Raw genomic sequence first — 15437 nt, 5'->3', positions numbered from 1 at the left:
TTTTACCTACCACCTCCCCCCTGACAGGGTACTCCTCCTCCCGGGAGGAGGAGAACGTTCCTTGCTGAAAGAAATTAAATAATCTGTCAGCAAAGCTAATAGAGATACTTCATTAGCATACAAGTAACTTACGAAACCTCAATAATAGAGATATTACTGTTGAAACAACTCGTTTATATAGGCGCCTTACTCTGTCTTTTACTTTCCGCTTGTTCGGAAGTGCGGGCATCTGCTGTACCTTATTCTTATGATGTACATTCGTTGTCTGCGGATTCCATCATGAAGCAGGTCATTTTCTATGCCCCTTTCTACGAACGCATCATTGACGAATACAAAGCGGAACTCTACATTAAGGGGCAGGTGAATATCCGTAAGAAAAACCACATTCTTCGCTTTATGCCAACCATGTTCCGCATCAGGAAAGGCGTACGCGAATACCTCATGGAAACGTATAGCGACATACATTTTACCGCTCCTGACATTTATGACCAGAAAGTAAAGGCAAGCGTCGGTACGTCTTCCGAGTTTTGGGAGTTGGACGGAGATTTACCGGAATATTTCCATATCAACGTCTATTCCCCTACTTTGCTGTACGATAAGCTCCTTTCTCCCTTATCTCCGGAAGCGATGAAGTATTATTCGTATCGCATCGATTCGGTTAAGGGGGCAAAACATAATTTGCAATACCGAATCAGCTTCAAACCGAAGAATAAGAGCTTTCAGTTAGTCAGTGGCTATTTGATTGTGAGCGAAGATGTGTGGAGTGTGCGCGAGATGCGTTTCGCCGGGCGTTCCGAAATGCTCCGTTTTAACAATTTGGTGCGGATGGGGGACGTGGGTGAAGCGGATGAATTTTTGCCTCTGCATTATAATATAGATGCTGATTTCCGTTTTTTGGGCAATGTGGTCGATGCTGATTACATGGCTGTGCTTGACTATAAGTCTATTAAACAGAAAGCCCCTTCATCTGCCCAACGCAAACGTGTGAAGGGCAAGTACAACCTGTCGGACTCTTATACGTTGACCACTGATACAAATAAACACCGGAAAGATAGTGCCTATTTCAACACCTTGCGTCCTGTGCCGCTTACCATGCACGAGCAGGAGTTGTATCAGGATTTCTTTCTGCGGCGTGATACCTTGCTTTATCCCGTGAAGCCGAAAAACAAGAATCTCAAGTTTTGGGGGCAGATTGGTGATGTGCTAATCAGCCGCTATTCGGTAGACGTTTCGAAAATGGGCAGTATCCGTTGTTCGCCGCTTATCAATCCGCTCTTATTGAGCTATAGCGGTAAGAATGGGCTTTCCTACCGGCAGGAATTTAAGTATAACCAGTTTTTTGCGGGAGATCGATTATTGCGCATTGTTCCCAAGATAGGTTATAACTTTATGCGTAAGGAACTCTATTGGTCTGTAAATTCGGATTTTGACTATTGGCCTCGCAAGCGCGCTGCTTTTCATATCAACGTAGGAAACGGTAATCGTATTTACAGTAGCGACGTGCTGGATGAATTGAAAAATATGCCCGACAGTATTTTTGATTTCAACCAGATACATTTGGATTACTTCAAGGACTTGTATTTCAGGTTACGGCATAGCTGGGAAATAGTGAACGGCTTGTCGTTGGAAGTCGGTGTATCCATGCACAAGCGTACGGAAGTAAATAAGTCTCGTCTTGTCCCCATAAAGCCTTTCTCGCAGAGGCGTGCTCTTTTGGAGGAATATCCTGATTTGATAGCTAAGATTCGTCATTCGTATATCAGTTTTGCTCCCCGGGTGACTTTGAAATGGACTCCCGGTCAATATTATTATATGAACGGCGATCGTAAAGTGAACCTGCATTCCAAGTACCCCAGCCTTACTGTGGACTGGGAGCGCGGTGTCAGTGGCGTGTTTAACAGTACCGGTGTTTACGAACGTGTTGAGGTAGACGTGCAACACAATATTCCCGTGGGGTTGATGCGTGATGTTTATTTTCGTTTCGGATGGGGCGCTTTTACTAATCAGAAAGAAATGTACTTTGTTGATTTCGCCAATTTTACCCGTTCCAATTTGCCCATTGGCTGGAACGATGAAATAGGCGGTGTGTTTCAGTTGTTGGATGCGCGTTGGTATAACTCTTCCCGCCAGTATGTTCGTGGGCACCTGACGTATGAAGCCCCATTCCTGTTACTTAAACATTTGCTGAAGTCCACTCAATATGTACTGAACGAACGATTGTATCTGAACGCTTTGGTGGTGCCTCACCTGAAACCTTATATTGAAGTAGGTTATGGCATCGGTACAAATATTTTCGATCTTGGCGTTTTTGGTAGCTTTGCCAACCGGAAATTCCGGGAGGTTGGTTGCAAGTTTACTTTCGAGTTATTTAATCGTTAATCATGCCACTCCTTAACTCCTGATTCGCATTAATACTTCTTTGTTCACACCTTATAGCTTTCCTTTTATAATATTGCTTTCTGTCCTTAACTTCTTTTAATTATTGATGGTTTCCACTCCTTTTAGTCTTCCGAAAAGAGCATATTATGTTATATAACATATAATGACGTATTGTGCTAAAGTATTGCTTTTATATTGATAATCAAGTGATTATGTATAATTGACGTATTGTTAGCGTATTCTGTTTTAGAGGTTGACGTATTTAAGAATGAGTATTTACGCTATCGTGTATTCCCTTTTACAGTATGTTTGCAGTGTTCAAATGAGGACAAAACAATGTTCAAACGAGAACAAAAGAGAGAGTTGTTAATCTTAATTTAGTAAAACTTATGAAAAAATTATTATCAGTTTTATTTTTATTGAGCTTTACCTTAGCTTCTGTATATGCTCAGGATATACAGGTAAAAGGTACAGTGGTAAGCGGTTCGGATAATGAGCCTTTACCTGGGGTGAACGTGGTGGTTAAAGGTACTACCACTGGTTCTATTACCGATATTGAAGGGAATTTCACTTTGTCGGTTCCTTCCGATGCGGTTCTTTCAGTTTCCTATATAGGATATACGTCACAGGATGTTCCGGTAAATGGTAAACGTGATTTCAGAATTGTTCTGCAGGAAGACTGGGAATCATTGGATGAAGTTGTGGTTATCGGCTATGGCGTTCAGAAAAAGAGTGTGGTAACGGCGGCTATTAGTCGCATAACGGCTGAGGATCTGAACATTGCGAAACCATCGCGCGTGGAAGATGCTTTGAAAGGCAAGATTACCGGAGTTCAGATTACGCAGAGTTCAGGCCAGCCGGGCGCTGATTCTAAGGTGCGTATCCGTGGTATCGGTACTGTTAATAACTCTGATCCGTTGTATATCGTTGATGGTATGGCGATTAATGGCGGTATCAACTACTTGAATCCGGTGGATATAGAATCTGTAGAAGTCCTGAAGGATGCTGCATCGGCTGCTGTTTTTGGAACTCGTGGCGCGAACGGTGTAATATTGATAACTACAAAGAGCGGTAAGAGCGGCAAGGTTTCCATTAATTATGATGTGAGCTACGGATGGCAAAATCCGTGGAAGAAGAAATCGGTATTGGATGCTACCGAGTATATGACCATCATGAATGAAATGGACGTGAATGATGGCAACGCTCCACGTTACGCGAAAGATCAAATAGCTCAGGCAGGTAAGGGTACCGACTGGCAGGACGAAACTTTCAATTATGACGCCCCCATACAGCAACATCAGGTAAGTGCGAGCGGTGGTAATGAAAAGGTGCAATATTTCCTGTCTTTGGGTTATTTCAACCAAGAGGGTATTGTAGGTGGTAACTATGGTAAGTCGAACTACGAGCGTTGGAGTTTACGTACCAATTCTACTTATACCGTGTTCGAGGATAATTCCCGCTCGTTTTTGAACAAGCTGAAGGTAGGTGCGAATATCAGTTATTCAAGAGGTGTTTCCACCGGTATAGAAACGAACTCGGAATATGGTTCTATCTTGGGTAGTGCCATTGCTTTTTCGCCATTGGTTCCCGTTTATGCTTCTAAGGAAGAAGGAGAAAGCATCTTGAGAGATTATCCTACTGCCATTAGGGATAAAGCAGGCAATGTGTTTTCACTGCCTCCTACAGGATATCAGGAATTGGCGAATCCGGTAGCTATGCTGAATTCTCCTGATTTGACTACAAACAATGAAGATAAGTTTGTGGGATCATTCTTTGCAGAGTTGGATATAGTAAAAGGGCTGAAATTAAAAAGCAGTTATGGTGCTGACCTTGCATTCTGGGGATCGGATGGTTATGGCTTTGAGTACTACATGGGCTCTATGAAAAAGAATGAGCAGAGCTGGGTAAGCAGCAGCATGAATCGCGGCATGAGATGGCAGGTTGAAAATATATTAACATACACTAACACATTTGCAGAAAAGCATAATTTGACGGTGGTTCTGGGACAATCGGCCTCTAAATCTTTTGGACGCTCACTGAGTGGACGTGATTTTGACTTGTTGGAAACGGATCCCCTGAAGGCAAATATTAATTCGGCTATTGCCGATCGCGACTTGGAACGCATGGATGGGGCTACAAACGGAGATGTCAATCTTGAAGCTTTGGCTTCTTACTTCGGCCGTCTAAGCTATGACTATAATGAACGTTATATGGTTCAGTTTACGCTACGCCGGGACGGTTCTTCACATTTTGGTACCAATAATAAATGGGCAACATTCCCCGCTGTATCTATGGGATGGAACATTTGGAACGAACCCTATTTGGAGAATGTGAAGCCCGATTGGTTTGATTCTTTCAAGCTCCGTTTCAGTTGGGGTAAGAATGGAAATGAATCCATTGGGAATCTCCTTTATGTTTCTCTGATGGATGGCGGACAGAACTATTATTACGGAGGTGGTTATGTTGTGGCAAACGAGGGGAAAACAGGTTCCATGCAGTATGGCGCTTCTCCGGGAAGGCTTGCTAATACGAGTATCCGATGGGAAGAATCCGAACAGATAGATTTAGGTTTTGATGCCCGTTTCTTTAATAATGCATTGATTTTAGGATTCGATTATTTCAAGAAGAAAACGAATGGAATGTTGGAATATAAGCCTATTCCGGACTATGTGGGACAGAGTCCGCCGATGTCTAACTTGGGAGATATGGAAAACTGGGGTTTGGAATTTGAATTGGGTTGGAAACATACAGTGAGGGATTTCTCTTTTGATATCAAAGCAAATGCTTCTTATATGCAGAATAAGTTGGTAGACATAGGTGTTGCTTCTGGGGAGAAAAACTATGAGGGTGCCGGTGCATCGGGTGTGGGCGATTATGTTCATGGAAAGAATGGTGAAGTATGGCCTTATTTCTATGGTATGAAAACTGATGGCTTGTTCCAAAATCAGGATGAAATAGATGCCTATGTAAATAAAGATGGCGTAAAGATGCAACCGGAAGCCAGTCCGGGTGACGTACGTTTCGTAGACTTCAACAAGGATGGCAAGGTAGACGATAGTGATAGAACGAAGATTGGTAAAGGTATGCCCGACTGGACATTCGGTCTTACGTTGGGGGCAGACTATAAAGGATTTGACATAAACCTGTTCTTCCAGGGAACGGTAGGTAATGACGTATATGACTTTGCGCAACGCGGTGATATCCCTGCCATGAACCGTCCTACTTGGATATTAGACAGATGGCATGGCGAAGGAACTTCAAATACGATTCCCCGTATGACATCCTCTAACCCGAATAAGAACTGGCGTTCTTCTGACCTGTACGTGAAAGATGGTTCGTATGTACGCTTGAAGACAGCCCAATTGGGATATACATTACCGGCGACGTTGACTCGTAAGTTCTCAGTTCAGCGTCTGAGAGTATATGTTTCGGCTGAAAACTTGCTGACATTTACCCGTTTCGAGGGATTTGACCCGGAATTGGCTGCCGGTGGTTACACTACGATGGGTGTTGATAAGGGTATTTATCCGCAATCAAGAACTATCTCAATAGGTGCAAATATTGTTTTCTAACTTTATAAAAATAATACGGTATGAAAAAAATTAATATATTCACTATGGCGGCGCTGTTGTCGTCTACTCTGATGATTTCCTCTTGTGGGGACGATTTCTTAACCTCAAGTTCTACAAATAAACCGATGGCGGGAGCTCCTGCTACAGAAGGTGCCATTCTGTCTTATTTGGGTTCCGCCTACCAGATATTGTTATTCGACAGCTATGCTGCTAACAATTATAATGGTATTCTGCTGATGTCTGACCTTCGGTCGGATGACATTTACAAAGGTGGTGGTGACGCGGGTGACCAAGGTCAACTCTACTCTTTGTCTCAATTCACACTGAGTCCCAATGAAGCGTTTGGTCTGTGGAATATTTACTTTTCCGGTCTTGCCCGTTGTAATAATGTCATTATATCTTGTGCGAATGCGGTAGATGTGCTTGAAGGTAAATTGAAACAATATAAAGCCGAAGCTCACTTCCTGCGTGCATACTACATACATTTGTTGTGGAAACTGTATGGTAACATCCCTTATTTTGAAACCCCTTTAGAGGATCCTTATCTTGCCAGGCAGTACTCTGCCGATGAAATCTATGCTGAAATCATGGAGGATATAGCAGTGGCTTGCGAGGATGGTGTATTGCCTATGACAACCAATGGAACGGGCGATATGGGTCGTGTATCTCGTGCAGCAGCATTGATGTTGAAAGCCCGTGTGGTGATGTATCAGAAAGATTCAAGCAAATATGCTGAAATTGCCGGTGATATGGCAACTATTATCAAGAGCGGTGCTTATGAACTGATGCCTGATTTTGATGCTATGTGGCTGGACGAAAATGAATTCTGCAAAGAATCTATCTTTGAAAGTAATCAGTTGCCCGAAGGTAAAACATGGGCGAGCGGTTGGCAGGGTTATGGTACAAACTTGCCGGCATTCATTGGCCCCAATGAATTGAAGGATCCGGACGGAATATTCAAAGGTGGTTGGGGATTTGGACCTGTGCGTCAATCTGCTTATGAGATGTACGAAGAAGGTGACTTGCGCCGCAATGGTTCTATCAATGATTGGAGAGAAGCCGAATATGGCAGACGCTTCCAGGATACGGGTTTCTTCCAACGCAAGTATGCCGGTCGCGAAGGATACAATCCTCCCCCGGGTGACCAGGATTTGAACTATTGTAATAACTTGCGTATTTTCCGTTACGCAGAAACTTTGCTGAATTATGTCGAGCTGGTAAAAATGGATGGCGTGGGCGAACAACAAGGTGTAGACGCACAGGCTTGCTTTGATCAGATTCGTCAGCGCGCATTTGGCAGAGATGCTTCTATTCCTGCTATTGCTGCTAATATTAAGGCTGAGCGTCGCAAGGAATTCCTTGGTGAAGGTATGCGTTTCTATGATTTGGTGCGTTGGGGCGATGCAGCTTCTGTTCTTACGGAAAATGATGCGGAACATAATTCGGTTCGTACGTACACTGACAATAAGAAGTATATGCCTATCCCGCAATCGGAGATTGATAAAACAAAGGGTAGTGAATTTGAGTTGCAACAGAATCCATATTAATGTATTACTCTAAAAATGAAAACAGATATGAAAAATATATTCAAATCGAGTCTTTTGGCAATGATGGCTCTTGTGGCAATGACCGCTTGCGAACCGCAGGAGAGCGATGATCATTTGTTGGGGACAAGTGGTACTATCTCTTTGGAAGAGATTACCTATATTGCCGAACGTACGGAAAAAAGCCCGAATGAGATCGTGTTTACTAATACCACAGTAACGAAAGTCCCTTATTCTTTTGTTTGGGATTTGGATAACGGAGCCACAAGTAGGAGCAAAGCCGTTACGGCGCAATATCCCGAAAAAGGAGCTTATTCTATTACGCTGACTATTTATACCGCTGACGGTGGCGCACTGTCTAAAGTGATTCCGATGCAGTTCGAGAATGATGATTTCAGTTTGCTGGATATACCTCTGTACAACAACCTGACCGGTGGCGCCAGTGCTACCGATGGAAAGACTTGGGTGTTCGACCAGTATAACAATTATACGAAGGTAGTATCTGACGCTGTAGCAGGATTTACTGCTCCGAAGCCTGCTATCAATGCGGGCAACATCAAGGGACATACAGGCTTAGGCCCTCTCAATACGTATGCTCAAGAATGGTGGGGAGCCGGTCCTAATGAAAAGAGTGCATGGGATATGTATGACATGAAGTTTACATTCATCCAGTCCGGTTTGCAGATGAAGGTTGAAACAGCCGGCAAGGGATACGGACGTTGGGCGCTTGCCCATAGCAAGCCCGGCGCCGTGCAGGAAGGTGAGGACGTGGTTTACAATTATGCCGGCGGGACTTATAACTTCGCGTTGGACGATAGTGGCCCGCTGCCTCAATTGACACTTACAGGCGATGCTACGATGGGTTACTATTGCGGTACGCAGACTTATGACATCGTTTACCAGTCGGAAGAAGTAATGGCATTGTGTGTACATAATTCTGTAGAAAGTCAGGACTGGCTGTTTATCTACTGCCGTGAAGACCTGAATGTAAGTACACCTCCTATCGTGAAGACGCCGAAGGCTGTTCCTTTGAGTGAAGACTTTGAAGACGACGAGGCTGCAGTGAACTTCGTAACTCAGAATATGGGCGATAAGAGCGCTGTGGTGGATAATCCGGCTCCGGTTCCTATCAATGAGTCAAACAAGGCATATCGTTACCAGAAGTCTACAGACTTTTATAGCAACCTGTCGTTCACTACCACAGATTACATGTTCGATCTGACTACCCAGAACAAGATTCGTGTGAAAGTATATATACCTTCTTACAACGACTATACCACAGAGTTTGCCGTGGCAGGTGATTGGATTACGAACAAGAAACTGTTACCCCAATTGGCTGTGAAACTGCAGGATAGCAGCAAGGGCGACAACGCTTGGGAAACTCAGGTAGAGATAGTAAAAGCCAATCTGGAACTTGACAAATGGCTCGAACTGGAGTTTGACTTCAGCAGTGCGGCCACACGTAAGGACTTTGATAAGATTGTGATTCAGTTTGGCGCCGAAGGACATGCCGGACCGGGCTTCTTCTACTTCGATGATTTCTCGTTTGACGAATAATAATGTAATTTAGTTCAGGAGTCAGTTGTCGGCTTAGTGCAGGCAACTGGCTCTGTTTACTTTTAAAGTATGAAATCTATGACTTGTTTATGGGTATTGCCGCTTGTGCTACTGGCGGGATGTGGCGATGGAGATTCTTCTTCGGAGAACATTCCGGAAGGTGGAACGCCTTCCATAGAAATAACTCCGGGAGATGTACTGATGAATGCTTCCGGTGAGACAAAGACGATTGTAGTGAAAGCCAACGAGGCATGGACGGTGAAGGCGGACGGACAGACATGGTATTCCCTGTCGGCCAATAGTGGACATACCGGCGAGACAGCCCTTAAAATCATTGCCCGGAAGAATGAAACGGAGCAGGAGCGGGGGGCGAAATTGTCTTTCTCGATAGGTGCGGAGTATAACAAAGAGTACACCTTTAAACAGGCTAAAGGTGAGGTTGAGAATTATGTTCCGGCAGGCTATTCGCTTGTGTGGCAGGATGAATTCAACGACTCCCGTCTGGCTGGTGGCAAACCCGCTTTGCCGAACACTGCCAAGTGGTGGTACGAGGAAGGTAATCACGGCTGGGGTAACAACGAACTCGAGAACTACATACAAGGATTCTCAGGAACGGATACCTGCGCGGTAGTTGCCGACGGAACTCTGAAAATCATAGCCAGGAAAAGAGGCTCCGAGGTAATCTCCATCCGCATGAATACCTCTGAAAGCTGGACTTACGGTTATTTCGAGGCGCGCCTGAAGCTCCCTTCGGGGAAAGGCACCTGGCCTGCGTTCTGGATGCTGCCTAAGAACTTCACCACCTGGCCCGGCGACGGGGAAATTGATATCATGGAAGAAGTGGGATACGACCCCAACGTCATACTCTCTACCATCCATTGCAATGCGTACAATCACTCCATCGGCACACAGAAGTCCGGAACCAGGAGGATTCCAACCGCTCAGACCGACTTCCACGTCTATGCCGTTGAGTGGACGGCAGACTTCATCAAAGGATATGTGGACGGTGAGTGCTACTTCACGTTCGACAACGACAAGAAAGGCAACAAGGACACTTGGCCCTTCAATGTACCTTTCTACTTGAAGTTGAATCTGGCGTGGGGTGGTAACTGGGGAGGCGCCCAGGGAATTGACGAGTCTGCCCTTCCGGCTACTTACGAGATTGACTATGTGCGTGTGTTTCAGAAGAATTAATGTTTGAAGAATTATGAAAGTAATAAAGGTATTCTTTGCCGGTTTGCTGTTGTTGCCTTTAACCTCCTGCGTGCAGGAGACAACGAAGAAAGGAGATGAAGCAATCGAGCGGAAAGTAGAATCTATCTTATCCCGGATGACCCTGGAGGAGAAAATCGGTCAGATGAACCAGATATCCTCTTACGGAAACATCGGGGATATGAGTAATTTGATTAAGAAAGGTGAGGTAGGCTCCATCCTGAATGAAGTAGACCCGGTACGTATCAATGCGTTGCAGCGCATAGCGATGGAAGAATCCCGGTTGGGGATACCTTTGCTGATGGCGCGTGACGTGATTCACGGGTTCAAGACCATATTCCCTATCCCCCTCGGACAGGCGGCTTCGTTCAATCCGCAGATAGTGAAGGATGGCGCACGCATAGCAGCTATCGAAGCGTCTTCGGTTGGTATCCGGTGGACTTTTGCGCCGATGATTGACATTGCCCGCGACCCGCGCTGGGGGCGTATTGCCGAAGGATGCGGCGAAGACACGTATCTCACCTCCGTTATGGGAGCTGCTATGGTAGAAGGTTTTCAGGGCGATTCCCTGAATAGTCCTACGTCGATTGCCGCTTGCCCCAAGCACTTCGTGGGATATGGCGCAGCCGAAGGCGGACGCGATTACAACTCCACGTTTATTCCGGAACGCCGCTTGCGCAATGTCTACCTGCCACCTTTCGAAGCGGCAGTCAAGGCGGGGGCGACAACGTTCATGACTTCCTTCAATGATAACGACGGGGTTCCTTCTACAGGGAATACCTTCATCCTGAAGGATGTGTTGCGCCGTGAGTGGGGCTTCGACGGCATTGTAGTATCTGATTGGGCTTCTGCCTCCGAAATGATAAACCACGGTTTTGCTGCCGATTCCAAAGAAGTGGCAATGAAGTCGGTGAATGCGGGCGTAGATATGGAAATGGTGAGCTACACGTTTGTGAAGGAGTTGCCCGGACTGATAAAAGAAGGAAAAGTAAAGGAGAGTACCGTCAACGATGCGGTGCGTAACATCCTGCGTATCAAGTATCGCCTGGGACTGTTCGATAACCCTTATGTGGACGAGAAGCAGCATGTGCTCTACGCTCCTTCGCACCTGGAGGCTGCCAGGCAGGCGGCTGTTGAATCGGCTATCCTGTTGAAGAACGACAAGGACGTGTTGCCTTTGCAGGCATCGGTAAGGACGGTTGCCGTGGTTGGCCCTATGGCAAATGCGCCTTACGAGCAACTGGGCACGTGGGTGTTCGACGGTGAGAAGGCTCGCACGCAGACTCCGCTCAGTGCCATCAGGGAGATGCTGGGCGATCGGGTGCAGGTGATATACGAACCGGGTTTGGCGTATAGTCGCGAGAAGAACCCGGCAGGAGTGGCCAAGGCCGTTGCCGCCGCCGGACGCGCCGACGTTATTCTGGCGTTTGTGGGCGAAGAGTCCATTCTTTCGGGTGAGGCGCACTGTTTGGCGGACTTGAATCTGCAAGGCGACCAGGGTACACTGATTGCGGCTTTGGCTAAGACGGGCAAGCCTGTGGTGACGGTTGTCATGGCAGGTCGTCCGCTCACTATCGGCAAGGAGGTAGAAGTATCTGCCGCCGTTCTTTATGCGTTCCATCCGGGGACGATGGGCGGTCCGGCAATTGCCGACTTGCTGTGGGGACGTGCCGTGCCGAGCGGAAAGACGCCGGTTACTTTCCCGAAGATGGTGGGGCAGATTCCGGTGTACTATGCGCACAACAACACCGGGCGTCCGGCTACGAGGACTGAGACATTGCTGAATGATATTCCGGTGGAGGCAGGGCAGACGTCGCTTGGTAACACTTCGTTCTACATGGATGCAGGGTTCGATCCGCTGTTTCCGTTTGGCTATGGGTTGTCGTACACTACGTTCGAGTATAGCAACGTCAAGCTGTCTTCGGCTACGTTGAAACGGGAGGATGTGCTGACGGTGACGTTCGACCTGGAGAATACGGGGCGGCGTGAAGGGACGGAGATTGCGCAGTTGTACGTGCAGGATAAGGTTGGTTCCGTGACCCGTCCGGTGAAGGAGCTGAAGCGCTTCACCCGTGTGACGTTGAAGCCGGGCGAGAAGAAGAATGTTTCGTTTGAGTTGCCGGTCAGTGAGCTTGCGTTCTGGAATATAGATATGGCCAGGGTGGTGGAAGCCGGAGACTTCGGGCTTTGGGTAGCTGCCGATAGCCAGTCGGGAGAAGAGGTTTTCTTTAAGGTGACGGATTAGCGTGAATAGTGATTAACGTTTAGTGATTAGTGTTTAGTGGCTAATTGATTAAGGTTACAGATTAGTGGTTTTTTAAGGTTAAAAAGGAGAGGGGCGGACTGTGAGGGTTTGCCCCTTTCGCAGTTTTTACTTCAACACAGAGTCACAGAGACACAGAGTTTACCTTTCTTTATAAGAGAGGGTAAGAGAGAGGGCGACTACGTCGCAGAGAGAGAACTCAGTACCTCTGTGTTCGAGCATGATTTCTCAGTTCTCTGTGCTTCTGTATAGACTGAGGAATATGCAGGGGTATTCCGGCATATTCGTTTGTTGTTTTCATCCATCCAGAGTTTGACGGCTTCCAAATGCTTGCAGGTTTCCAGTTTGCTTACTTTAAAATCCATGCAGGAACAATAGTTCCAGGGGCTTTCTTTGCCTCTGTACACTACGCTGTATTCGTTTTGCGAGATGGGATTCTTTACGTTGTAATAGCCCGGATAGTCTTTTGTATTGATTTCGGTGATGGCGAACAGTTCTTTTGCGGCTGCTTGCTTCCGTAGTGCAATCTACCATTGTTCCAAAGTGAGGTTATTGGGTTTGTAGTGGTAGGATACTTTTGCTGTCTTTTCTTTTTTCTCTTGTTGCGGTTTCGCAGTCCTGGTGCGTTTTGCCATAATACTTTCTGATTAGATTCTGAATTGTTAAAATAAGCGGGAGCTTTATCCGGCTTTAACTTCTTTGCAGAAGTAACATTAAAATCGGATATGTGCATGTTGTATGTCTGAATTATGTTTGGTATGTGGCCGGAATCGTATCTGTCATAGTGACATTTTGTATTTTTAGTCGGCTGAGAATGCCGTATTTCCGCCCGAAGGCAAGGTTNNGGTTGGAAATATCGAAGTGAAAATCCGTATCTTACTGGCTGATAGTGGGATATCGAAATATGTACATCTCTAAAAAAATGGGAAAGACCTCTTCCGGAGGGATTATTAATGGTTGATTCTTACCGGATATGTGTGGCTTTTGTACGGGCTATATGCGGTTCGCGAACGGGCTATATGTGGTTCGCGCACCATATATATGCGGTTTGCGCTCGGGATATATGCGGTTCGCGCTCGGGATATATGCCGTACGCGAACGGGCTATATGCCGTTCACGCTCCACATATTATGGCTCGCGCAGCAGGCAGAGATTTATTGCATAAATCCCGTATATCAGTCCCGATTTATACAGAATATCCGTATATATATTCAAATGTTGTACTTGCAGTTTCTATTTCTCGTTCTTTCAGAAGATGTGCGGGTTGGCGAAATGGTGTTTTTGCTGTCTTTTTGTAAAAATGTACTGCTTTTAGGTTGCATATTGCTAATTCAATATGTTTTAGTCAGCCCCGCTATTGCTTTAACGCCGATGGCTGTGACAATCGTAAACTACTGACTACCGCTGCTACAAGCGCAAACACGCTACCCGTTATCAGACACACTTCCGTACTCTCAACTCCAACTATCCAACTGAACAGGAGCGCGACAAGAGTAGTTCCGAAAGTTTGCCCCATGAGCCGCGCCATACCTATCATTCCGCTGGCGCCGCCCGAACGCAGTGTCGGTGCAGAAGCTATAATTGTGCTGTTGTTCGGCGTCTGGAAAAGTCCGAAACCTATGCCGCAAAGCATCAGTCGCAAGCAAATACTAAAGATAGACGATTCGGCATTCAGCGTAGAAACAGTGTAGAGTCCGATACAAAATATACCCATACCTATGCTCCCCAGTACTCCCGGATGGAAACGTTCTACCAGATAACCGGCAACCGGCGCAGCAAACAGGGTTGCTAAAGGCCACGGGGTAAGTAACAGTCCGGTCATTACTTCGCTGTACCCTAATGTGTTCTGCAGGAAGAAAGGTAACGAAATCATCGCCAGCATCTGCGCAGTGAACGAACAGATGGAAGTCAGGATTGAAAGCCTGAAAATAGGGATTCTCAGCAAATCCAACGGAAGCAGAGGGAACTCCTGTCTCAACTGCCGGCGTATATAATAGGTGCCCACAATGATTAATACCACAATTTGGATTACCAGGTAGTCGTAGCGTTCGTGATGGGCGAAACCGTCCAACGTATAAATCAACAGCCCGAAAGTAATGGCGTTGGCAATAGCGTCGATGATATCAAATCTGTGTTTGGAAAGCTCTTTCTGCCTCGGAAGGAATTTGATTCCCAACACTAACGACAGAATACCCAGCGGAACGTTGATAGCGAACAGCCAGTGCCAGGAGGCAATCGACAGAATACCACTGGCTACAGAAGGGCCTGCCGCCGCCGAGATGGCAATAACCATTGCATTGATTCCCAGTCCGCGCCCTATCATCTTCTTGGGGTAGATATGACGCAACTGGGCAGTGTTCACACTGGTTATGGCCGCTGCGCTGAAACCCTGAAATATGCGGGCAATGGTTAACGTCCAGAAGGAGTTGGACAAGGCGCAGATAAGCGATGTCACACAGAAGAAGGCAATACCGGAAAGGAATACTTTGCGATATCCGAATATCTCGCCCAAGGCGGAGAATGAAAGCAGAGACACAACGATGGCCAATTGGTACCCATTCACAATCCATGTTATAGCCGCCGGTGAAGTACCAAAATCATTTGAGAGTGTAGGAAGGATTACGGTACTGATATTGACATCCAGTACCGACATGCAAAGGGCAAAGCCTATAGCTGTTACCGCCCATATACGCTTGGTGATTGGTAGTCCGTCCGTTTCTTCCGTTTCCTGAAATCTTTCAGCTTGAATCATATAATGTTATTTTATGTACTTAAATCTGTATTTGGGGAGGGGGGGAGTAGTGGTTAGTGGTAAGTGGTTAGTGGTAAGTAGTAAGTAGTCAGTAGTAAGTAGTTAGTAGTTAGTAGTCGGTAGTTAGTGACTAAGGTTTAGTGATTAGCAAGAGTATC

Annotated in this window: 7 protein-coding genes; 6 read left to right on the top strand and 1 reads right to left on the bottom strand. The window is 46.2% G+C overall.

The window, feature by feature from the left end; translation table 11 throughout:
* Positions 1-279 precede the first annotated feature (279 nt).
* The 6 genes from B2Z67_RS15490 to bglX all read left to right on the top strand — a co-directional run bounded on the left by B2Z67_RS15490 (position 280) and on the right by bglX (position 12509).
* The gene (locus B2Z67_RS15490; protein ID WP_291530743.1) at positions 280-2379 is read left to right on the top strand and encodes a DUF5686 family protein; all 2100 of its coding nucleotides are present in this window, start codon (positions 280-282) and stop codon (positions 2377-2379) included.
* A 389-nt stretch (positions 2380-2768) separates the two neighbouring features.
* Positions 2769-5951 carry a SusC/RagA family TonB-linked outer membrane protein gene (locus B2Z67_RS15485; protein WP_291530742.1) on the top strand — a complete coding sequence of 1061 codons (3183 nt, stop codon included), beginning with the start codon at positions 2769-2771 and terminating at the stop codon, positions 5949-5951.
* Positions 5952-5971: 20 nt separating this feature from the next.
* Entirely contained in the window at positions 5972-7498 is a 1527-nt protein-coding gene (locus B2Z67_RS15480; protein WP_291530741.1) for a RagB/SusD family nutrient uptake outer membrane protein, read from the top strand.
* Positions 7499-7525: 27 nt separating this feature from the next.
* The gene (locus B2Z67_RS15475; protein WP_291530740.1) at positions 7526-9052 is read left to right on the top strand and encodes a PKD domain-containing protein; all 1527 of its coding nucleotides are present in this window, start codon (positions 7526-7528) and stop codon (positions 9050-9052) included.
* Between the two features lie 78 nt (positions 9053-9130).
* The gene (locus B2Z67_RS15470) at positions 9131-10246 is read left to right on the top strand and encodes a family 16 glycosylhydrolase (protein ID WP_291530739.1); all 1116 of its coding nucleotides are present in this window, start codon (positions 9131-9133) and stop codon (positions 10244-10246) included.
* 13 nt (positions 10247-10259) lie between these two features.
* Positions 10260-12509, top strand: a complete 2250-nt coding sequence (bglX, locus tag B2Z67_RS15465; RefSeq protein WP_291530738.1) for a beta-glucosidase BglX — start codon at positions 10260-10262, stop codon at positions 12507-12509.
* Positions 12510-13881: 1372 nt separating this feature from the next.
* On the opposite strand, the gene B2Z67_RS15460 is transcribed toward bglX, so the two are convergent.
* Entirely contained in the window at positions 13882-15279 is a 1398-nt protein-coding gene (locus tag B2Z67_RS15460; RefSeq protein ID WP_291530737.1) for an MFS transporter, read from the bottom strand.
* Between the last annotated feature and the right edge of the window lie 158 nt (positions 15280-15437).

It is taken from the genome of Bacteroides sp. UBA939, from assembly GCF_002293435.1.
GTDB lineage: Bacteria > Bacteroidota > Bacteroidia > Bacteroidales > Bacteroidaceae > Bacteroides.
Note: the sequence above shows the minus strand (reverse complement) of the source record. Positions and strands in the feature narration are given on the sequence as shown.